General features: G+C 63.6%; 20 protein-coding genes and 3 pseudogenes. 12 read left to right on the forward strand and 11 right to left on the reverse strand.

Annotated features, from left to right (window positions below; all coding sequences use genetic code 11):
• Positions 1 to 104: 104 nt before the first annotated feature.
• Positions 105 to 407, reverse strand: coding sequence for a type II toxin-antitoxin system RelE/ParE family toxin (locus QE360_RS18285; RefSeq protein WP_309703868.1), 303 nt, complete (start codon positions 405 to 407; stop codon positions 105 to 107).
• Positions 408 to 409: 2 nt separating this feature from the next.
• Positions 410 to 655, reverse strand: a complete 246-nt coding sequence (locus QE360_RS18290; RefSeq protein WP_309703870.1) for a type II toxin-antitoxin system ParD family antitoxin — start codon at positions 653 to 655, stop codon at positions 410 to 412.
• A gap of 177 nt (positions 656 to 832) precedes the next feature.
• On the opposite strand from QE360_RS18290, the gene QE360_RS18295 reads away from it, so the two are divergent.
• Positions 833 to 1,465 (forward strand): tyrosine-type recombinase/integrase, encoded by a 633-nt coding sequence (locus tag QE360_RS18295; RefSeq protein WP_309704241.1) that lies wholly within the window; start codon positions 833 to 835, stop codon positions 1,463 to 1,465.
• A 161-nt stretch (positions 1,466 to 1,626) separates the two neighbouring features.
• Here QE360_RS18295 and QE360_RS18300 read toward each other — a convergent pair whose 3' ends face one another.
• Positions 1,627 to 2,067 carry a helix-turn-helix domain-containing protein gene (locus tag QE360_RS18300; protein ID WP_309703872.1) on the reverse strand — a complete coding sequence of 147 codons (441 nt, stop codon included), beginning with the start codon at positions 2,065 to 2,067 and terminating at the stop codon, positions 1,627 to 1,629.
• Between the two features lie 91 nt (positions 2,068 to 2,158).
• Here QE360_RS18300 and QE360_RS18305 point away from each other — a divergent pair, with 91 nt between their 5' ends.
• From QE360_RS18305 to QE360_RS18315, 3 genes are all read left to right on the forward strand, one after another.
• A complete protein-coding gene (locus tag QE360_RS18305) occupies positions 2,159 to 3,094 on the forward strand; it encodes an aromatic alcohol reductase (protein WP_309703875.1) in 936 nt (311 codons plus the stop codon).
• A 110-nt stretch (positions 3,095 to 3,204) separates the two neighbouring features.
• Positions 3,205 to 4,053 carry an aldo/keto reductase gene (locus QE360_RS18310; RefSeq protein ID WP_097383948.1) on the forward strand — a complete coding sequence of 283 codons (849 nt, stop codon included), beginning with the start codon at positions 3,205 to 3,207 and terminating at the stop codon, positions 4,051 to 4,053.
• A gap of 27 nt (positions 4,054 to 4,080) precedes the next feature.
• Positions 4,081 to 4,641 carry an NADPH-dependent FMN reductase gene (locus tag QE360_RS18315; RefSeq protein WP_097383947.1) on the forward strand — a complete coding sequence of 187 codons (561 nt, stop codon included), beginning with the start codon at positions 4,081 to 4,083 and terminating at the stop codon, positions 4,639 to 4,641.
• 43 nt (positions 4,642 to 4,684) lie between these two features.
• On the opposite strand, the gene QE360_RS18320 is transcribed toward QE360_RS18315, so the two are convergent.
• Entirely contained in the window at positions 4,685 to 5,272 is a 588-nt protein-coding gene (locus QE360_RS18320) for a TetR/AcrR family transcriptional regulator (RefSeq protein ID WP_097383946.1), read from the reverse strand.
• A gap of 47 nt (positions 5,273 to 5,319) precedes the next feature.
• Between QE360_RS18320 and QE360_RS18325 the strand changes: the two genes are divergently transcribed.
• Positions 5,320 to 6,165: an oxidoreductase gene (locus QE360_RS18325; RefSeq protein ID WP_097383945.1), complete on the forward strand. Its 846-nt coding sequence runs from the start codon at positions 5,320 to 5,322 to the stop codon at positions 6,163 to 6,165.
• A 246-nt stretch (positions 6,166 to 6,411) separates the two neighbouring features.
• Here the strand turns inward: QE360_RS18325 and QE360_RS18330 are convergent, their stop codons facing one another.
• Positions 6,412 to 7,461 carry an aldo/keto reductase gene (locus QE360_RS18330; protein ID WP_309703884.1) on the reverse strand — a complete coding sequence of 350 codons (1,050 nt, stop codon included), beginning with the start codon at positions 7,459 to 7,461 and terminating at the stop codon, positions 6,412 to 6,414.
• Between the two features lie 78 nt (positions 7,462 to 7,539).
• On the opposite strand from QE360_RS18330, the gene QE360_RS18335 reads away from it, so the two are divergent.
• From QE360_RS18335 to QE360_RS18345, 3 genes are all read left to right on the forward strand, one after another.
• Entirely contained in the window at positions 7,540 to 8,100 is a 561-nt protein-coding gene (locus tag QE360_RS18335) for a TetR/AcrR family transcriptional regulator (protein WP_309703887.1), read from the forward strand.
• A 69-nt stretch (positions 8,101 to 8,169) separates the two neighbouring features.
• Positions 8,170 to 8,520, forward strand: coding sequence for an NAD(P)H-dependent oxidoreductase (locus QE360_RS18340; RefSeq protein WP_309704244.1), 351 nt, complete (start codon positions 8,170 to 8,172; stop codon positions 8,518 to 8,520).
• Positions 8,405 to 8,710 (forward strand): hypothetical protein, encoded by a 306-nt coding sequence (locus QE360_RS18345; protein WP_309704248.1) that lies wholly within the window; start codon positions 8,405 to 8,407, stop codon positions 8,708 to 8,710. Before QE360_RS18340 ends, QE360_RS18345 begins: the two co-directional genes overlap by 116 nt.
• Positions 8,711 to 8,955: 245 nt before the next feature.
• Here the strand turns inward: QE360_RS18345 and QE360_RS18350 are convergent, their stop codons facing one another.
• Entirely contained in the window at positions 8,956 to 9,606 is a 651-nt protein-coding gene (locus tag QE360_RS18350) for a TetR/AcrR family transcriptional regulator (RefSeq protein ID WP_309703889.1), read from the reverse strand.
• A gap of 80 nt (positions 9,607 to 9,686) precedes the next feature.
• Between QE360_RS18350 and QE360_RS18355 the strand changes: the two genes are divergently transcribed.
• From QE360_RS18355 to QE360_RS18365, 3 genes and pseudogenes are all read left to right on the forward strand, one after another.
• Positions 9,687 to 10,457, forward strand: a complete 771-nt coding sequence (locus QE360_RS18355) for a MipA/OmpV family protein (protein ID WP_309703891.1) — start codon at positions 9,687 to 9,689, stop codon at positions 10,455 to 10,457.
• A 296-nt stretch (positions 10,458 to 10,753) separates the two neighbouring features.
• Entirely contained in the window at positions 10,754 to 11,998 is a 1,245-nt protein-coding gene (locus QE360_RS18360; RefSeq protein WP_097383940.1) for an FAD-dependent monooxygenase, read from the forward strand.
• A gap of 241 nt (positions 11,999 to 12,239) precedes the next feature.
• Positions 12,240 to 12,470 (forward strand): annotated as a pseudogene (locus QE360_RS18365) (DDE-type integrase/transposase/recombinase); the annotation flags it as partial.
• Positions 12,471 to 12,684: 214 nt separating this feature from the next.
• Here QE360_RS18365 and QE360_RS18370 read toward each other — a convergent pair.
• Positions 12,685 to 13,981: pseudogene (locus QE360_RS18370) on the reverse strand (IS110 family transposase).
• A 154-nt stretch (positions 13,982 to 14,135) separates the two neighbouring features.
• Between QE360_RS18370 and QE360_RS18375 the strand changes: the two are divergent.
• Positions 14,136 to 14,492 (forward strand): annotated as a pseudogene (locus tag QE360_RS18375) (transposase); the annotation flags it as partial.
• A 174-nt stretch (positions 14,493 to 14,666) separates the two neighbouring features.
• On the opposite strand, the gene QE360_RS18380 reads toward QE360_RS18375, so the two are convergent.
• The 4 genes from QE360_RS18380 to QE360_RS18395 are packed head-to-tail and all read right to left on the reverse strand — an operon-like array spanning position 14,667 to position 19,268.
• Positions 14,667 to 16,073, reverse strand: a complete 1,407-nt coding sequence (locus QE360_RS18380) for an efflux transporter outer membrane subunit (RefSeq protein ID WP_309703895.1) — start codon at positions 16,071 to 16,073, stop codon at positions 14,667 to 14,669.
• The gene (locus QE360_RS18385) at positions 16,070 to 16,960 is read right to left on the reverse strand and encodes a biotin/lipoyl-binding protein (protein ID WP_097383939.1); all 891 of its coding nucleotides are present in this window, start codon (positions 16,958 to 16,960) and stop codon (positions 16,070 to 16,072) included. The genes QE360_RS18380 and QE360_RS18385 overlap by 4 nt, the downstream gene beginning before the upstream one ends.
• The gene (locus QE360_RS18390; protein ID WP_097383938.1) at positions 16,957 to 17,172 is read right to left on the reverse strand and encodes a DUF1656 domain-containing protein; all 216 of its coding nucleotides are present in this window, start codon (positions 17,170 to 17,172) and stop codon (positions 16,957 to 16,959) included. Before QE360_RS18390 ends, QE360_RS18385 begins: the two co-directional genes overlap by 4 nt.
• Complete coding sequence (locus QE360_RS18395) at positions 17,169 to 19,268, reverse strand: FUSC family protein (RefSeq protein WP_309703899.1); 2,100 nt, start codon at positions 19,266 to 19,268, stop codon at positions 17,169 to 17,171. Before QE360_RS18395 ends, QE360_RS18390 begins: the two co-directional genes overlap by 4 nt.
• Between the last annotated feature and the right edge of the window lie 54 nt (positions 19,269 to 19,322).

Below are 19,322 nucleotides of genomic sequence, written 5' to 3' on the forward strand. Positions count from 1 at the left end.
GCAACGACGCATTCCGATCGCGTCCAGAATCTTATCGCTCAGTATGAAGCGCCAAGTGGGGCGGGATTTCTGCGGCTTTGCTGCATGCCCTTATCTCGCCAAGGCTAGCCGTTGTAATTCGAGGATATCCAATCTTCCCGACCATGCCGGACACGCAGAATGATGACCTCGTCGTCATCGTTCACTTCATAAATCACGAGATGGGCCTTGTAGGGATGCACGCGAACAGGCGGTGATATCTCCTCGCGCAGGCGCGCGGCATGGGGATAGTCTGCGAGAAACGCGAAAATCGCGCTCAACCCTTCGTGATAAGCGTCGGCCTGAGGTAGACCGAACTGCTCGATGCCCTCAAGAAAGATAGCTGTCAGATCATCGACTGCGGCGCGTGTTAAACGGAAGCGAGGCACGATCAGGCTTGCAAGCCAGCCCGGCTGATCGCCCGGGCCCGGATGTCCGCCATCGTCTCATCACTTAGACCGCTCGTTCGGGCTTCATCGACCAGGCGCTGCATGGCGGAAACCTTGTCGGCGCGTTCCTGATCACGGCGGATAAGGTCGCGCACATAGTCGCTGGCATTGCTATACCGGCCGGTGTCAGCTTGCGCCTCCACCCATTGCTTCATAGGGTCGGGCAGTGAGATATTCATCGTGGCCATGGCAACCTCCAAGGTCGGAAAAATAGCAAAGATTGGCAAAGTTTGTCAATTGATAGGAAGCTATGGTCCGCCCCCACGATCTCCCGCGTGTTGCCTGCCCCACGCCTCACACCATTCTCTCCGTGGGGGTTGCAGCCGTTCTCCAAAATGGCCGCTTCTGGCCATCGGAGAATGATCATGGAAATGTCAGAAACCGCGAATGCTTCCCTCAAGCGCCCGGTCTGGAATGCGGGGCGCGCAGTCGGTGCGAAGCGGGCCCTGAAGCCCAAGCAAATTTGGGAGATCCGCTTCTACCTCAATCAGCGCCGCCGCTTGCGGGACCGTGCCCTTTTCGACCTCGCTATCGACAGCAAGCTGCGCGGTTGCGACCTCGTTCGCATGAAAATTGGCGATGTCGTCAGCGGAGGGCAGATCCGAACGCGGGCCATCGTCATGCAGCAGAAAACGGGTCGGCCTGTTCAATTCGAACTTCTCCCCGATGCCCGGGCCAGCCTGCTGGCGTGGCTTGAGCGACGGGGCGGCACTGTGGACGATTACGTCTTCCCAAGCCGGGTTGATCACAGTGGTCATCTCAGCACCCGACAATATGCCCGGCTTGTCGACGAATGGGTGACGGGTGTCGGCCTGATGCGGAGCGAATATGGCACGCATTCGCTTCGCCGAACCAAGGCTTCGATCATCTACCGGGCGACTGGCAACCTGCGCGCCGTCCAGATCTTGCTCGGCCACAGCAAGATCGAGAATACGGTCCGCTATCTTGGTATCGATGTGGAAGACGCGCTTGCTCTCGCCGAAAACACCGAGATTTGAACCATCGGCTCCCCGTTCCGCTGGCGGGGAGCCGACTTTGGTAGGCCTGGGACAAATCCGTCATCCGCAGAGGCTAAGCCGAAAGGCGGGTTTAACCGAGAGCTGCCGTTCGCGAGCGTCCTAAAAACATGGTATTTTGGGACAAAGCCTGAGGTTGCGAGTCAGATAGCTTCTTCTACTGGATGGTGCCGGTCGAACGTTTCTCGGGAGGCGCGGAAGCTATCGACGTTCCCGACGATCCACGTCCACAGTGGAACGAGCCTGACCAAAAGTTCTAGGCCTGTGCCGGACAGCGAATATTCGACGTGCGGCACGATCTCATCGAAGTCGTGACGTATCACCAGCCCGTCGCGTTCCAAGTGCCGCAGGGTACGGGTCAACATCCGTTGCGTGATGCCGTGCATGCGGCGCCCGATCTCCGCGTGACGAAGCTGGCCGTAGACGCCGAGCGTGTGAATGACGCCGAGCGACCAGCGGTTACCGGCATGAGCAAGCACCTCACGGCGCACGCCGTCGTCATCGTCGCGCAGGCCGTCACAAACCGTCTGCGAGTAGCGAAGGATGTCCTCCTGGCTCAGGGAATTAATAGCAGTATCACGCATGTACCCATCTTTCGCGCTTGTCCGAGGCTTGCCAGATCGCGGGCAACCAAGGTGAAAACGAGCAAGAACGATGAACGATACAACCTCTTCCGTGAAGTCACTGAACATCCTCGTCCTGGGTGCAGGCGAGCTTGGCATGCCAGTGCTGCGCAACCTGGGGCGTCGCGCGAAGGACATCGACGGCGCGAAGATCAGCGTCCTGCTGCGCGAAAGCGCCATCGAGTCCGGCGATCCAGCCAAGCAACGCGACATTGCCGAAATCCGTGCGGCGGGCATCGCAATCGTCCTCGGTGATCTGGTCAACGACACGATCGACGAGCTTGCCGAGCTGTTCGCATGCTACGACACCGTGATCGGCTGTGCGGGCTATGCGGCGGGGATCAACACGCCGATGAAGCTCGCCAAGGCGGCGCTGCAATCGGGCATCCCACGCTACTTCCCGTGGCAGTTCGGCGTCGACTTCGAAGCGATCGGTCGCGGTGGACCGCAGGACATCTTCGATGCGCAGCTCGACGTGCGCGAGCTGCTGCGCGCGCAGGACAAGACCGAGTGGGTCATCATCTCCACCGGCATGTTCATGAGCTATCTGTTCGAGCCGGACTTCGGCGTCGTCGATCTGGAGAATAGCGAGGTCCATGCGCTCGGCAGCTTCGACACTGCCGTGACGCTGACGACGCCCGACGACATCGGCGTGCTGACCGCCGAGATCGTGTTCTACGAGCCGACGATCCGCAACGAGATCGTCTTCCTCGCTGGCGACACCGTCACTTACGGCGAGGTCGCGGACAAGCTGGAGGCAGCGTTCGGCCGCCCCTTCAAGCGGTCGGTCTGGACTGTTCCCTTCCTGATGGAAGAGCTGGCGAACGATCCGAACAACATGATGCGCAAGTACCGCGCCGCCTTCGCAATCGGACGCGGCATGTCATGGCCGAAGGCAGGCACGTTCAACGACCGTCAGGGTATTCCGGTCACCGACGTTGCCGCCCTCATCAAGACCGAGCTGCCGGCAGTTCAGCAGGACAAGTGATGCGAGCCGGGCGGCACCAGCGCCGCCCATACCAACATCGATATGCTCAGGGCTTTTGGGGCTGGTGTAACCACCAGTGCCATTCCCTGCGCGCCATACCGGAGACTTTCATGGATAATACCGCACGGACGCTGCCGTTGCGCGATGGTGCCGCCATTCCGCAAATGGGCCTGGGCGTCATGTATGTGCCCGAAGGCACGCTGCCCGCGCTGATGCGCGAGGCGGCCAAGGTCGGCTACCGCCACTTCGATACCGCGACCGTCTATGGCAACGAGGGGGAAGTCGGCGAAGGCCTGCGCTCGCTCGACCTCGACCGCCGCGAGGTCTTCGTGACCACCAAGTTGCAGGACGGCATGCACGGCTATGACAATGCCCTGCGCGCCTTCGATGCCAGCGAGAAGCTGATCGGGTCGATCGACCTCTATCTCATCCACTGGCCGCAGCCCGCCAAGGACCTGTATGCGGAAAGCTGGCGCGCATTGGTGCGCTTGCAGGAAGAGGGCCGCGTCCGCTCGATCGGCGTCGCCAACTTCACCGCCGACATGATCGACCGGATCGCGGGCGAAACCGGTGTGATGCCGGTCATCAACCAGGTCGAACTGCACCCGCGTTTCCAGCAGCGCGAACTGCGCGCCTACAACGCCGCCAAGGGCATTTTGACACAAGCCTGGAGCCCGCTGGAACATGGCCTGATCCTGAAGCAGGAAGCGATCATCGAGATCGCGCAGCGCCTTGGACGGTCGGCCGCGCAGGTGGTCCTTCGCTGGCACATCCAGAGCGGCCTCGTCGTCATACCGAAGGCGGCGGACGCCAGGCATCTGGCCGACAACGTCGCCGCCTGGGACTTCGAGCTGTCCGAGGACGACATGGCCCGCATCTCCGCGCTCGACCAGAACCAGAGCTCGTTCGGCCTCGACCCCAATGTCTACCAGAGCGACCGCGGGCGCATCGAAGCCTGAGCCGCCATCCAACCCGAGAGGCTATCCATGACCTATCGCATTGCCACCATCATCGGCAGCCTGCGCGCGGACTCGATCAACCGCCGCGTCGCGGACGCATTGATACGTCTCGCCCCGTCGAACTTCGATTTCATCGACGTGTCGATCGGCGACCTTCCGCTTTACAATCAGGACGATGACGCGAACCAAAGCGCGGCAGTACTCCGGATGAAGGCTGCCATCGAGTCTTCGGATGGTGTCCTCTTTGTCACGCCGGAGTACAACCGCTCCATACCCGGCGCGCTGAAAAACGCCCTCGATCATGGCTCACGCCCCTATGGCAACAACTCGTGGTCGGGTCGTCCCGCAGGAATCGTCGGCGTTTCCCCCGGCGGCACCGGCACAGCTATCGCGCAACAACATCTGCGCAGCGTCCTCACGTTTTTCGACATGCCGATGTTCGGGCAGCCTGAGACTTACATTCAATGGCAGGCCGATCTGGTGAACGAAGATGGCATCTTTGCCGACGGAAGTCAGGCTTTCTTCCAGAACTGGATGAACACCTTCAGTACGTTTGTGACGAGAAACCTCGTCCATCAGAAGGGATAAACCTAGCGGCTTGACCTTACACCCTTAACGGCCGTTGCTACTCCTAAGCGGAGAGCATCAGCGCGTCCGCGATGGCAAGGGCTGCCTGACGAAGTTCGTCGTCGGGTAGCTCGCCAGCGCACCAAAACGATAGGGCACCGCGGAAGGCGAGAGCGAGATGGCGAGGCAAGTCGTTTGGTGACTGCCGACGCGAAACTCTGACACTGTCCTCGCCCGTCAATGCAAGCGCCCAAAAGGCTGCGGATCGTTCCAAGGCATCTGTCTGAGTCAGGCCAGCGGTCCCGATCGATCCCATCACGGCGCGATTCACGTCCGGCTCTTCCAGCATGACGGCAACCGCGATCTCGACCGCCATCCTGACGCGGCCTGCCGCATCCGCTGGCGGCGTGGCAGCGGTATAGCGCATCGCCATCGTCTCGATCCGTCGGCCGGACAGGGCGTGCATGACCCCTGCCTTGCTGCCGAACTGGTTGAAGGGGGTGGCAAAGCTGACCCCCGCCTCGGCCGCCAGATCGCGCATCGAAAATTCGGCCTTGCCTGAGCGGAGCAGCCGTTCCGCCGCTTCGAGCACCCGCTGGCGGACGGGTTCTCCCCGTTCGCCGGGGGAGCCGTTGGGCTTGCTTAACGTCATACGCACCTATATCGTGATATAGTTATTCGGTTTTACAGGGTTATCGTATGAACTCCGCCGCGCCAAAGACCTTCCTCATCACCGGTGTCAGCTCGGGCCTGGGCCGCGCCTTCGCGAAAGGGGCGCTCGATGCCGGGCACCGGGTCATCGGCACCGTCCGGCGCGAGAGCGACGCCGATGCGTTTGCGGCGCTCGATCCCGATCGCGCTCATCCGCTGGTGCTGGACGTGACCGACTATGCCGCCATCCCTGACGCCGTCGCCCGCGCGGAGCGGAGGGCGGGTGCGGTCGACGTGCTGGTCAACAATGCCGGCTATGGTCACGAGGGCGTGGTCGAGGAATCGTCGATCGACGATCTCCAACGCCAGTTCGCCGCCAATGTGTTCGGGCCGGTGGCGATGATAAAGGCGGTGCTCCCCGGCATGCGCGCGCGCCGGGCGGGCCATATCGTCAACGTGACCTCGATGGGCGGGTTCATCACCATGCCGGGAATCGGTTTCTACTGCGGCAGCAAATTCGCGCTGGAGGGTATCTCGGAAGCGCTCGGCAAGGAGGTTGCCGGCTTCGGCATCCGTGTCACCGCGCTCGCCCCCGGTCAGTTCCGCACCGATTGGGCGGGGCGCTCGATGGACCGCACGCCGCGCAGTATCGCCGACTATGATGCGGTCATGGACCCCCTGCGCGCGGCACGGCAGGCCAAGAGCGGCCACCAGCCGGGCGATCCGGCCAAGGCCGCGCAGGCGCTGCTTACCCTGATCGACGCGGAAACGCCGCCGACGCGGCTGTTCCTCGGCGCCGACGCGCTTGGCCTGGTCGACCAGAAGCTGGAGGCGATGAAAGAAGAACGCGACCGGTGGGACGCGCTTTCCCGATCGACGAGCTTCGCATCGTGACTGGCCACGGAGCCATGCGAATGGTTGCTTAGGGCACGTCGCGCTGATTTGCTGAACGCCTTGAATGGAAGGACAGATTCAGGAGGTCGAAAGGCCGTTGTCGCGGCTCGCGAGTCGGCGACGCGGCCAGATTTCGGCCGTTCGGCCTACCTACCGCGCGATTGCACAACGTGCCATTCGTTTGCGACAATAGACGCTTCCTGTCGATCGCTGTCGCGCCACCCGGGACGATGGCGCGACATCATCTCAGATGAGCGGCGCGTCGGCTTTGAAGCCTGTGGCGGCTTCCATGGCGCGGTGGATCAGCGCCGGATCCGACACGCCCTGACCATCCCGCCTGGGCGTATAGGGTTTCTCGATCCGCTCTACGTCCAGGTCCGTGAGACGGAGTGTCAGCGCCGCGACCGCATCGTCGATGTGCTTGGGCTTGAGAGCGCCGACAATCGGTGCCGCGACGACGGGATTGCGGCATAGCCATGCCATCGAGACTTGCGCCGCGCTAACGCCGCGTTCGGCGGCGATCGCGTTCACCGCCTCCACGATAGCGCGGTCGCTTTCGATCGTGGCCGGGTTCTGTTCGGCACCCGCGGGTTCCGTCTGCATACGCTCGGTCGTCGTTCCCCAGGGACGGGCGAGCTTGCCGCGTGCGAGCGGACTGTAGATCAGCGTCGCCACGCCCTCGTCCGCGCAAAGCGGGATCATCTCGCGCTCCTCCTCCCGCGCCAGCAAATTGTAATTGTGCTGCATCGAGACGAAGCGCGTCCAGCCATGCGCCTTTTGCAGATGGAGCGCCTTGGCAAATTCCCAAGCCTTCATCGACGACGCGCCGAGATAGCGAACCTTGCCGGCCTTGACGATGTCGTGAAGGGCTTCGAGCGTCTCTTCCCACGGCGTCATCTGATCGCGCCGATGGATCTGATACAGATCGATATAGTCGGTGCCGAGCCGGCGGAGACTGTTGTCCACCTCGATCATGATCGCCTTGCGCGACAGGCCGACGGCGTTGGGACCGTTTCGCATTCCCGCCGACAGCTTGGTGGCGATGACCACCGCATCCCGGTTGACGAAGTCCTTAATCGCACGACCGAGAAACGCCTCGCTCGTGCCCCGCGAGTACAGGTTCGCGGTATCGAAGAAGTTGATTCCCGCCTCCAGCGCGTGCCGGATGATGCCACGAGACGTGTCCTCATCGAGCGACCAGGCAGGATGACCTTCCCCAGGCTCTCCAAACCCCATGCTCCCGATGCAGATCGGCGACACGTCGAGGCCCGTATGGCCCAGTTTACGGTAGAGCATCGCAGCCTCCTGTCGTATCTTCGGACAAATGTCCGCTTACAGTGCGTAACGGACAGCTGTCCGATTAGCAAGGATGAGATGGGTAGCGACGACAAGATGCGTTCTGACGCGCGGGGAAATCGTGCACGGTTGATCGCAATCACGAGGGATGCGCTTGGCCGCGACCCGCTCACGCCGCTGCATGCGATCGCCAAACTGGCGGGGGTGGGGCAAGGTACGCTCTATCGCCATTTCGCAAGCCGCGAAGCGCTGGTCCTCGCCGTTTATCAGGACAGCATCGACGAACTGGCGGCGCTGGCGCCGAGGCTGCTTGTCGAGCATCCGCCGCTCGATGCGCTCCGGCTTTGGACGAGACGTTTCAGCGACTACAGCCGAAAGAAGCACGGCATTGCGAACATGGTCCGCGCGGTCATGTCCGATCGGGAATTTGCAGCGACTTACCAGGCCTTGGCGAGTGCGGTGCGAGAATTGATGCAGGCTTGTGCAGGAACCGGCGCCTTGGCCCAGCCGCTAGATGCCGACGATTTCCTGCAATTGCTCGCGCTGCTGACTCAACTTCCCGATGATCCGGAAGGCACTGCGCGGGAAGCCCGATTGGTCGAGATGGCGTTCCGAGCGATGGGGCCAGCGCTTGGATAGCGACGCGAGCGTTGGCGCGTGCCCGCCGCATCGGGCCACGCGTTCGCCCACGGCACGCCGACGGAGGATGTGGTCGCGGAGCAGGACAAGCTGCTGTGGGCCGACGCCCTGATCCTGACCTTCCCGCTCTGGTGGTTCTCGATGCCGGCGATCCTGAAGGGCGGGATCGACCGGGTTTATTCCTACAGCTTCGCCTACGGGGTGGGCGAGCATAGCGACCAGCGCTGGGGTGATCGCTATGGTGAGGGGAAGCTGGCCGGCAAGCGCGCCATGCTGATCGTCACTGCCGGTGGTTGGGAGCCACATGACGGGCCGCGGCATCAACAGCCCGATCGACGATCTGGTGTTCCCGATCAACCACGGCGTGCTGTTCTATCCGGGCTACGACATGCTGCCGCCATTCGTTGTCTACCAAGCTGATCGAATGGACGACGACGGACCTCGCGCCACGTCCGACATGTTGCGCGGCCGGATGCGCGCGCTGTTCACCGACGAGCCTATTCCATACCGCCGACAGAACGCGGGCGACTATGCCATCCCCTCCATGGAACTACGGGAGGAGGCCGCCGCACCTACCCTGACCGGGTTTGCGGCGCATCTGCAAAGCTAGCGTAGCCGTTCCCACTTGGGAACGGCCAGCGAGACGGCTGCTGGGGCGTTCTCATTGGGATCGAGTTCCGGGAATGCCTAAGGCTTCCCAAAACCACAGCACAGCATCAATCGAGAATACGATCGACGCCGGTTAAGCGCTTTGAACGGCGATGATTGGCGTCGCAACCGTTTGGTCGCGACGCCAAGTTTGGGCGATCCGACAACGCTATGTGTTCAGTACGCTATTGCGACCGGCGTCTGCACCTATCGGTCTACTCGGATCAGCGGAAGAAAGATCGAGTCGACCCAAGCTGCTCGCAGGATCTCCGAAGGCGCGGCGAAGTTCATGATCACGTGATGCCGAAATAGATCACCAAGCAATGTCAAGACCGGTGGAACCAGTTTATCCTTAGACACTTCACCCCGAGCAACCGCCCGCTTCAGGATTGCCGTCTCGATTTCCTGTTCGCCACGGATCAGCGCATTGTGCAAGCTTTCGGGGTTCGATCCATCTTCCGAGAAATACTCGCTGGTGAATAGCGAAAGTGCCGCAGCAATACCTTCCGCGCGTTGCGACGCGCGCGTAAGATACTGAAGTAATTCCGTTCTGACATCACCGCAATCCGGTACATCGAGCGAGTATCGCGACATCTGTCGGCGGATAGCCGCAACCGCCAGCGCTGCCTTCCCGTCCCAGCGACGCGCGATCACTGGACGGCTGGTACCGGCACGTTCCGCGACCGCTTCCATCGTCAGCCCTGTGTAGCCACTTAGCGTCAATTCCAGCCACGCTGCATCTAGCAATGCATGTTCCAGGTCTGCTCCCCGCCTTCGCTCAGTCACATCTCGCCCCATATAAGATGCGCTAATGCATCTTGACCCAATGCAGACATTCTCGTAGATGCCGGTTCGCATCTTATATCGGGAGTTTCAGTGTGACAATAGCCGCACTTCCGTGGCCGTGGCCGCGCGTCCTTTTCGCATCCAGCGCGTGCGTGTTGACGATCGGGCTTTCTTCGCCTGCGGCTGCTAAACAGGCGGATGATGGGTTGACGATCTCGCCGGCGCCGGAAGTCGAGCGGAATAATCGCGATCATGTCGTCGTCGGCATGGGCACGATGGTCCTTCCGCAATTTCAGGGTTCGCGCGATTTTCAGGTTCAGCCCGCCCTGGTCATAGACGTCGAACAGGGCCGGTTCTTCGCCAAGGCAGGGGAAGGCATCGGTCTGTACCTGATCAATCAGGAGAAGCTACAAGCGGGCGTCAGTGTAACCTGGATGCTCGGCTATGATCGAAAGGATGTACCCGATGGTATCGGAAAGCTGAACGATACCTTCGGTGGGCGGGCTTTCGTGACAGGGCAGGTCGCAGGCTTCACCGGCAACCTGTCCGTGACATCACCAGTGTTCGGCGGCGATGCGAAAGGGGTCATCGTGAACGCGCGCATTTCCCGCTCTTTCCGGTTGAGCGAGAAAGTGACGATCAGTCCGGGCATCGGCGTGAGCTGGGCCGACGCGAAGCATCTACGGCGATATTTCGGCGTCGACGAGGAGCAGTCGGCGGCATCGGGCCTGCCCATCTATCGCCCGTCGAGCGGATTCAAGGATGTCGATGCCCGCTTGGCCGTCAGCTACCGACTGACGCAAAGGGTCAACCTCGTGGGTGTTGGCATGCTCGTTCGCAACCTCGATCGGGTAGCCGACAGTCCGTTCAATCAGCGTGGCTGGTCGCCCATGGCGGTGCTCGGCTTCGGCTACGCCTTCTGACGCAGGCGCGGATCACAAGCCATGCGCAAAGCGCGAAGTTATCGCGGATCGCGCCTCAGCCTTGGTGCCGCCCGACGATTTGCGGTCATCGCGGTGTTGGCGGGCGTCCCCGTCAGCGGGGGAATCGCGTTCTTTGTGTGGTTGTGGTCGGTGCTTGGCGACCCGGCAATCGCCGCCGTGATGATGGGCACATTCCTGCTTCCGGTTCTGCCATTGCTTTGGCCCCGTGAGATCAGATCGCGCCCAACTTCGAGATAGCAGTTCCATCTTGCAACATGTGACGAAAGGCTTTCGACGTGAACAAAGCTAGTACCACCCCGCCCTCCCGCCCCGCAAACGGGCGCCGCGTCCTTGTCTCCGGTGCCAGCATCGCAGGTCCGGCTACCGCCTATTGGCTCGATCGGTATGGGTTCGACGTCACCCTCGTCGAAAAGGCAGCCACAATCAGGCTGGGCGGCTATCCTATCGATTTGAGAGCTGTCGCGATGGACGTCGCCGAGCAAATGGACCTTCGTCCCGCCCTGCTTGATGCCGATATAGACTCGCAGCGAGTCACCTTCCTTGATGGTGATGGCGATGTGGTTGTCGCACTCGATCCCAAGTGGATCCATGGTGGCGTCCCCGGCCGCGACGTCGAAATCGCGCGCGGCGAGTTGACCTCGCTTCTTTCCGGCCTGACCGAGGATCGGATTCCCCGGCGGTTCAATACCTCGATCGCGGCCCTGGAAGAGGATGGCACAGGCGTTGAAGTCACCTTCGACGATGGGTCGCGGGGACGGTTCGACATCGTGATCGGTGCCGATGGCGTACATTCCAACACGCGCGCTCTGGTCTTTGGTGACGAAGCCCAGTTTTCCAAGCCTATCGGCTTCTGCTTCGCAGGCTTCTCTATCTCCAACACGCTTGGTCTGGACCGCGAGGCCCTCATCTCCAACGTACCGGGCCGGATGGTGGCGATCTACGCAGCTGGAAGTTTGCCAGAAAAGGTGTTCGTGCTGATGGCGTTCGCACATCCTTACCGGCTCGGGCGCGACGCGCGGGACCCGGCATTCCAGCGTGACCTCACTGCCAAGGCGTTTGCAGGTGCGGGCTGGCAGGTTCCCGAGTTATTGAGGGCGATGCAAACGGCGGATGATCTGTATTTCGATCATGTCGAACAGATCAGAATGCCCGCATGGACACGCGGCCGGGTCGCCCTGGTCGGAGATGCAGCCTACGCACCGTCTTTCCTGACCGGGCAGGGATCGAGCCTGGCGCTCACTGGCGCCTATGTGCTGGCCAGTGAGCTCGCCCGCCATCCCGACCATCGGGACGCCTTCACGGCTTACGAGCGAAAGCTCCGCCCGTTCGTCGAGGTGAACCAGGCGACTGTGGCGCAGGGCATGGTCGGGATGATACCAGCCACTTCCGAGCAGTTGGAACAGCGTGCCGTGGGTCTGAAGGAAATCGCTGGCACGTCTGCCCTCGACGGCGATACTGCGCGGCCAGAACACAGTGCGCTGGATCTGTCGGAGTATCACGATGACTTGCGCAACGGATGAGGCAGGTCACCGCGAGGCGTAGTTAGGCGTTTCGCACCGCCGCTTTTCCAGTTTCGGTCGAAGTTCGAACCTGCACCCGTCTTTGCTCCCGTCGCGCCGGGAGGTCCGATTTCCGCAGTATTCCCGAGCAAGCTGTCAATCCGACGGGAGGCGGCGCGTCGCTTCCCGCACAGGTGCAACGCAGTGCAATAAAACATCTGTCCTATCGTAAGCGTCCGGTGAGCCGCGTGTTGTCGCGTGGGGCGCACCCGCGCCGGTGCTGGCGCTCCCCAACCAGCGCTGGAGCCTGGACTTCGTGCACGACCAGCTCGTCACCGGCCGGCGGTTCCGCGTGCTCAATATCGTCGACGACGTCACGCGTGAGTGCCTCCGGGCGGTAGTGGACACCTCGATCTCGGGCCGGCGGGTCGTTCGCGAGTTGACCGATCTAATCGCCGAGCGTGGCAAACCGACGATGATCGTCAGCGACAACGTCCTATGTCGGGAAGCAGCGGTGGGTTTTGGCCAGCAGATATCCAAGCGCCGACAACCATCGGCGCGGTATGCAATTTGAGCCAGATGGCTCCCACCGTCAACGGGATCGCTCCCTGCCATAGCAAACACAGGATCCAGCGGCGCCGGGGCGGCCGTGGTCCTCACCATCCTTAAAACGAGATACGCACCCAGGTGGAAGGCCCGAACATTATCTACAGGGTCGCTCGACGAGCGCCCTCACGGCACTTGCAGAGAGGGGTCCTTCCACCTGGCATCCGACCGTTCGAGAAACGGCCGGTACTCTGTCCCCGTCTTGACGACGGCGTGAGCCACGCGCGCCATCTTGGCGGTGAGCGCCGTCATCGCCTTACGGCGACGGTCGGCATCGTCCGCGTGCCCGGCGACATATCGTCCGAGCTTGTCGCGGAAGCTGTTGTCGCGCTGACGCGCGGCGACCTGAGCAGCCATCCAGAAGGTCCGGCGTAGGCGCGCGTTACCGTACTTGGACAGCTTGGTGCGGCCACGGAACGTGCCCGACTGGCAGGTCGCGAGATCGAGACCGCAGAACTTCAGGAACTGGCGATGATGGTTGAAGCGACGCAGATCGCCGGCCTCGGCCAGGATGGTCAGCGCGTTGATCGGACCGATGCCCGGAATGTTGCGCAGCAGCTGGTAGTCGACGTCATCGGTGAGCCGCGCATGGGCCAGCCGCTCGATCTCGTCGCGCTGGCGGATGAGGCTGCGGCCCTGCGCGATGACCATGCGGAACATGGTGATGGCGGCTGAGTCCTCCGGCACCGGCAGCGCCGTCGAGGCGGACGCCGTCTCGTAGATGTCGTTGATGAGGCGTGCCTTGGAGACCTTGCGGCCGATGAGCGGCCATGCCGCAGCCGAGAATGCCTCGCGGTCCAGCGCCGTGATGGTGGCCGGTGTCGGAAACCGCTCGATGAGCGCGAGGAACCAGTCGGACCGGCTGTTGCCTGCGAAGCGGGCGATCTCAGGGAAGTACAGCGGCAGGTAGTGGGTCAGTATCCGGTGCCAGGTCTGTGTCTTCATCCTGGAGATCGTCTCGTGGGTTTTCGACAGCTCCTGCAGGTCGTTGATCCCGGCCACCAGCGGGTCGACGTAACGCTGCGTCGCGCCGATCCGCAGCATATGCAGGATGACCTGCGCGTCCTTGGGGTCGTTCTTGTCCCAGCCGTTGTGCAGCGCCTCACGCGTTCGGGCGAGCGCGACCGACGAGATGAGGCGCAGCTCGAACCCCGCCGTCAGCAGCCGGTGTGCCAGCGTGCGATGGTAATTACCCGTCGCCTCGAACCCGACGATGATGGGGCGCCCGATGGCAGCGAGTTGCTCGGCAAAGCCGTCATAGTCCTGCCTGGTCGCCATGACGGTCATCCGCCGGCGCCGGCCGCCTTCCGGTCGCTCTATGAGGACCTCCTGCCGGTTCTTGGACATGTCGATGGCTACCAGCACGGCGCCGGCAGGCGTAGAGGTGAGCTTGGTCATGGTCGGTCGGCCTCCAAAGTGTTGTCTCGACAAATTCACTTTAGATACCTGCTGGCCGACCATGGCTTGCCCTGATGAAGCCTGCGGCCGCTTCGCGGCCTTGTCTTCATCAGGGCCACAGTGGCTCCCGTTCCAGCGCTTCCCGATGTGCTACGGGACCGAACTGACGTCGAACGCGGTGCTCGCCTGGTCCGGCGATGCCCGCATCGAGTGGCACTACATCGCGCCGGACAAGCCTACGCAGAACGGGTTCGTCGAAAGCTTTAACGGTCGCATGCGCGACGAGCTGCTCAACGAGACGCTGTTCTTCACGGTTCGCCAGGCCCGCTCGATCCTGGCGCGCTGGGTCGACGACTACAACACCGAGCGGCCGCACTCGTCGCTCGGCTACGCTACCCCGGCAGCCTTCGCTGCCGGGCTCGAACAGCAACGGGCGGGGTTAACCCCGCCCGTTGCTTCACCCGCGCTCATGCGCGACAACACCGGTCGGTCTCTGGTTGCCGTTGGATGAAAGACCGGGGTCACGTCAATCGAGTTATGGGAAAGCGGAACGGCTCTCATAAACGTTCCCGAATGACGGCCATTCATTGCTTGAGTCTGTGTCGACCGCCCAAACAACGGCGCTTGGCCTCAGGCAAGCGCGGATAATCAGGATGTAGCGCTTGAACCACAAGTTTTATCGGCCTCACTCCCAACCGCCGCCGAGTGCAAGGAAGAGGTCAATCTGCCGATCGACCAGGCTGGCGCGCGCGGACGACAGGCTTGTTTGCGCGTCGGCGTAGCTGGCCTGCGCGTTCAATACGTCGAGGAACGGTGTGCGACCGAAGCGTTGCAGCTTTTCGGCGTCCCCGCTTGCCTTGTCGGCAGCTCCCGCCGCCCGTTCCAGCGCGTCCAGTCGGTCGCGTGACCGCGCATAAGCGGACAGGGCGGTTTCGGTCTGTTGAAGGGCCAGCAACACCGAACCATCGAAGCCCGCGAGCGCGGCGTCGCCATCAGCACCGGCCTCATCGATCCTCGCACGGACCGCCTTGCGGTTCGGAAAGGACCAGGAGACCAGCGGGCCGAGACTGAAGCCGAACGACGAAGGCGCCAGCGCACGGCCGACTGACGTAGTGGTTCCCGCCGAACCGCCGAGGCTGATACGGGGGTAAAGATCGGCTTCGGCGACTCCGATGCCGGCGGTTGCGGCGGCCAGCAGCCGTTCGGCTCGCCGGATGTCGGGGCGGCGCTTGAGCAGCATCGCACCGTCGCCGATCGGCAGCGGGCGGCGGAGCGACGGTATTGTCGTGCAGCCTTCCAGCTCGCGTGGATAGTCGGCCGGAACGCGTCCCATCATCGCCGCCAGCGCGAACAACGCGGCACGCCGGTCGGCGAGGATGTCGGGGATGGTGGCTTCGCTGGCGAAGACGGCCGCGCGTGCGCGATCGCTGTCGAAGCGTGTGCCGCGGCCGCCGCGCACCATTCGTAACGCCACGTCGAGGGTCGAACGCTGGATCGTGACGACGTGCCGCGCAGCGGCGAGCGCGACGCCGTCGGCGCAGACGCGCGCATAATTGCGGGTGACAGCCGCCGCCACCACCACGCGCACATGGTCGCGCGCGGCAAGTGTCGCCTCTGCCTGTGCGTTCGCCGCCTCGATCCCCCGGCGGATGCCGCCCGCCAGATCGAGCGGATAGTTGAGATCGAAGCCGAGCGCGTAGCTGAGCGGCGCCGGCAAGGTCCCGGTCGGCCCGCCGATGCGGGCGCCCGCCGCCTGGCCGCTGATGCCTGTCGTGACCGTGCGCGCGGCCGCGGCCTCGCGCACGATCGCGCTCGCCCGGCGCAGATTGGCATCGGCCACGCGCAAATCGGTGTTGGCGCCAAGTGCTTCGGTCACATAGGCATCGAGCCGGGGATCGCCGTAGAGACGCCACCAATGCGGTGGCAGGTCTGCCTGGGTCACGGCAGGATCTCGACTGCCCAAGAACGGCGCGGACGCCTGTGGTCGATTGACGATGGCTGCGGGCGGCATGCGGTAGTCCGGTCCCGCTACGCAGCCGGCGGACAGCAGCGCAAGGCTCGCCACGAAGGGGGGTGCGAGCAGGCGCCTCACGGGCGGCCTCCCGCCGCGATCGCGGCGGGCACGATCTCGACCGTTGCGGTCCGCCCCGCGATCAGGCGCGTCGTCGCGGGCATCCGGTCGATATGCACGCGGACCGGGATACGCTGGGCGAGCCGTACCCAAGAGAAGGTCGGCGCGACTTTGGGTAGGAGGTTGCCGGTATCGTCGCGCTGGTCGTCGGCGATCGCAGCGGCGATGCTCTCGACATGGCCGAGGATCTCGCCATCGTCGCCCATCAGGCGAATGCGGGCGCGATCTCCGATGGCCACGTTGTGCAGCTTCGTCTCTTCGAAATAGCCTTCGATCCGCAGCGAGGCGGTGTCGACAAGCGCCATCGCCTGCGCCCCCGCCGCGAGATAGTCGCCGGGGTGAATGTCGAGGTTGGTGACGGTGCCGGCAACAGTGGCACGGATTTCGGTACGCTGCATATCGACCATCGCGACGTTGCGGTCGGCGATCGCGCGCGCCAGTGCCGCCTCGGCTGTCCTGACTTTGGCGACATTCTGCTCGCGCGCCTCGGTCGCGACGAGATCTCCGAGCGCAAGATCGCGACGCGCTTCCTTACGTGCTTGTTCGAGCTGCGCTTGAGCCTCGGCGATGGCGGCATCGGCGCGGCCGATAGCGGCGGTGAGGCGTGGCCGGTCGAGGACGATTAGCAACTGCCCGGGACGGACGACCTGATTGTCGCGGACCGGCACCTGGGTGACGAGACCGCCGACGTCGGTCGAGATGCGCACCACGTCGGCGCGGACACGACCGTCGCGGGTCCACGGCGTGCGTTGGTGACGGTCCCACAGGTGCAGCGCCACCAGCGCGGCGATAGCGACAAGCGAAAGCGTAACGGCGTAGCGCCCGAGCAAGGCGAAATATGGCTTCATTGGAGTAATCCAGTGGCAGGCAGGCTCTGCACGAGCAGGCCGAAGACGATGACGAGGACGGCAAGCTCGACGACGGGCGGCAAGGCGAGCCGCCGAGATGCGCCGGTGGCAGAAAGCAGACGAAGAATCGCGACCGTCAGCACCAGCGCCAAGCAGGCGACTGCCAGCAGACCGGGAATGAGCACGCCACCGATGACGATGTCGGAGATCATGCCGCGACCTCGCCCTGTGGCACCGGAGCCAGCGCGAACCGCAGGTCAGTGAGTGGGTCGAGCAGCGAGCGATCTGCCTCTGCCGCGTCGGCGATCCTCACAGCCAGCGCGTCGACACTGCGGCTGAGTTCGGCGAGGCTCGGCGCGCTGGCACTCCCAAAATGTGCAGCGACGTCCGCCAGCACCGCCCGCGCGTCGTCCGCGACCGCTCCGCCCTGCCGACCGAGCCGACGATGCAACAGTCCCGCCGCATGCCCGATGCGCAGGTGGCGCAAGGTCTCGTCCAGCGTCGCCTTCGTCGGCCGCGCCGACAGGGCGAGCCGCGGCATCAGCAGCGCGGCGCGGTCGATCATCAGCCCGGTCCATGCCGCCTCTGCCGGACCACCGCCTCGCGCGCGGCGTGCCACGTCGCGGCGACCGAGCCACAGCAGGCGGTGGATCGCGGCATCGGGGGCGACGGTCTGGAACAGCGCCATACTCACCGTGCCGAAGCCGACGCCCACGAACAGGGCGATGCTGCTGTTGACGGCGTCGGCGAAATCGCCGCCATATTCGGCCCCCAGCCCGACCAGGATCGGAATTGTCAACGTCACGCCGAGCGCCATGAAGGCGGTCGCGGGCCGCGCCTGCAAAGATCCGGCGAACAGGAAGGTGGGTGCAAGCACAGCGAGCAGGGTTGGGAAGTCGGAGACGCGCGGCAGGATGACGAAGCTGTAGGCCAGGCTGATCGCGACGCCGTAGATCGAGCCGACAATGTACTTTCGGACGAAGGGAACGGGGTTGTCGACATTGCCGAACAGCGCGCAGGTGACCCCCAGCACCGATACAGCCAGCCCGCCATCGGGCCATGCCGACCAGATCCAGGCGAAACAGCCGAGCGTGATCCCGACGATGGCGCCCGCCCCGGCGCGTGCCGCCATGACGGGATCGCGGTGGAAAACGTAGCCTTTAACCCGCTTCTTGACGAAGAGCGGCTCTACCGCGAACGCCGACGCCCCCGTGATTACCTCATGCCCAAGCCGGTCGCCGTCGTGGAGCAGGCCGACCAGGTCGGCGAGGTGCCCCGCGACATTGGCCGACAGCGCATCTCCGGTGTCGGATCCACCGTGTGCGAGCGAACGGGCATGACGGATCAACCAGAGCGCGCCCGCCTCCCGCTCGACAAGTTCGTCCGAGGCGATCCAGGCGCGAACGTCAAGCACGAGCTGCGCCAGTTCCACCGGCATGCCCAAGCGACGGGCACGAAGGGCATCGATCCGCTCCTCGACGTCGGCGAGGAGCGGCAGCAGCCGCGCCAGTCGGTCGTGCATCAGCTGCACCGACGCAGCACTCGGCCTTCCCGCGACCGGATCATAAGGAAGGTGCATCGCCAGCCCCCGCAGCGCGAGCAGGTCCAGGGCCAGCCGGTGGCGATCCTCGCGGCGCTCGTTCTCTGAAACCTCGCGCAGCGCGTCGCCAGCGAGCTGGCGGGCATCGCGCAACGTCGCCGCCAGCTTCGCCTTGAATTGGCCGGTCATCGGTCGAGGCATCACGTAGCGATGGACCAGCACCGCACACAGGATCCCAAGTGCGATCTCCTGCACCCGCACCGATGCGGTATCGAAGATCGTGTCCGGTGCCGCGACGGCAGGGAAGCCGATCAGGCTGGCGGTGTAACCGGACAGCACGAAGGCATAGGCGCGGGGTGTCCGGTCGAGCAGCGACAGGAACAGGCACAGGCCGATCCATCCGGCCAGCACCACGCTGCACACCAGCGACTCGTTCGCGAATATCGGGATGATCGCCACCGTCGCGATCACACCGACCAGCGTGCCCGCCAGCCGGTAGACGCCACGCCCCAGCGAGGCTCCGGCGCTAGGCTGCGACACGAGGTAGACTGTGACGATCGCCCAGGACGGGCGCGGCAGCCCGATGCGAAGCGCGACATAATAGGCCAGCAGCGCGGCAACGAAGCTCTTGGCGGCGAACAGTAGCGCCTCGACATCCGTCTTGACGACCGGATTGCGCAGCGGGTTCCGCCATCGCGGCCACTGCCACTGGGGCAGCGCGATTTCGGGTCCGATCCACCCGCCATACCAGAAAAGCCAATATCCCATCGCTTATTGATAGTCACTCTCAGCAAGCGATGATATTAGCTATCCAGCCAATCT

It is taken from the genome of Sphingomonas sp. SORGH_AS_0789 (genome assembly GCF_031453055.1).
Lineage (GTDB): Bacteria > Pseudomonadota > Alphaproteobacteria > Sphingomonadales > Sphingomonadaceae > Sphingomonas.

Coding starts and splice junctions, on each gene's coding strand:
- QE360_RS18345 (WP_309704248.1), top strand. CDS start 8,405: ATGACGGGCCGCGGCATCAACAGCCCGATCGACGATCTGGTGTTCCCG.
- QE360_RS18310 (WP_097383948.1), top strand. CDS start 3,205: ATGGATAATACCGCACGGACGCTGCCGTTGCGCGATGGTGCCGCCATT.
- QE360_RS18330 (WP_309703884.1), bottom strand. CDS start 7,461: ATGCTCTACCGTAAACTGGGCCATACGGGCCTCGACGTGTCGCCGATC.
- QE360_RS18335 (WP_309703887.1), top strand. CDS start 7,540: ATGGGTAGCGACGACAAGATGCGTTCTGACGCGCGGGGAAATCGTGCA.
- QE360_RS18300 (WP_309703872.1), bottom strand. CDS start 2,067: ATGCGTGATACTGCTATTAATTCCCTGAGCCAGGAGGACATCCTTCGC.
- QE360_RS18290 (WP_309703870.1), bottom strand. CDS start 655: ATGGCCACGATGAATATCTCACTGCCCGACCCTATGAAGCAATGGGTG.
- QE360_RS18395 (WP_309703899.1), bottom strand. CDS start 19,268: ATGGGATATTGGCTTTTCTGGTATGGCGGGTGGATCGGACCCGAAATC.
- QE360_RS18385 (WP_097383939.1), bottom strand. CDS start 16,960: ATGAAGCCATATTTCGCCTTGCTCGGGCGCTACGCCGTTACGCTTTCG.
- QE360_RS18350 (WP_309703889.1), bottom strand. CDS start 9,606: ATGCGAACCGGCATCTACGAGAATGTCTGCATTGGGTCAAGATGCATT.
- QE360_RS18295 (WP_309704241.1), top strand. CDS start 833: ATGGAAATGTCAGAAACCGCGAATGCTTCCCTCAAGCGCCCGGTCTGG.
- QE360_RS18325 (WP_097383945.1), top strand. CDS start 5,320: ATGAACTCCGCCGCGCCAAAGACCTTCCTCATCACCGGTGTCAGCTCG.
- QE360_RS18315 (WP_097383947.1), top strand. CDS start 4,081: ATGACCTATCGCATTGCCACCATCATCGGCAGCCTGCGCGCGGACTCG.
- QE360_RS18390 (WP_097383938.1), bottom strand. CDS start 17,172: ATGATCTCCGACATCGTCATCGGTGGCGTGCTCATTCCCGGTCTGCTG.
- QE360_RS18320 (WP_097383946.1), bottom strand. CDS start 5,272: ATGACGTTAAGCAAGCCCAACGGCTCCCCCGGCGAACGGGGAGAACCC.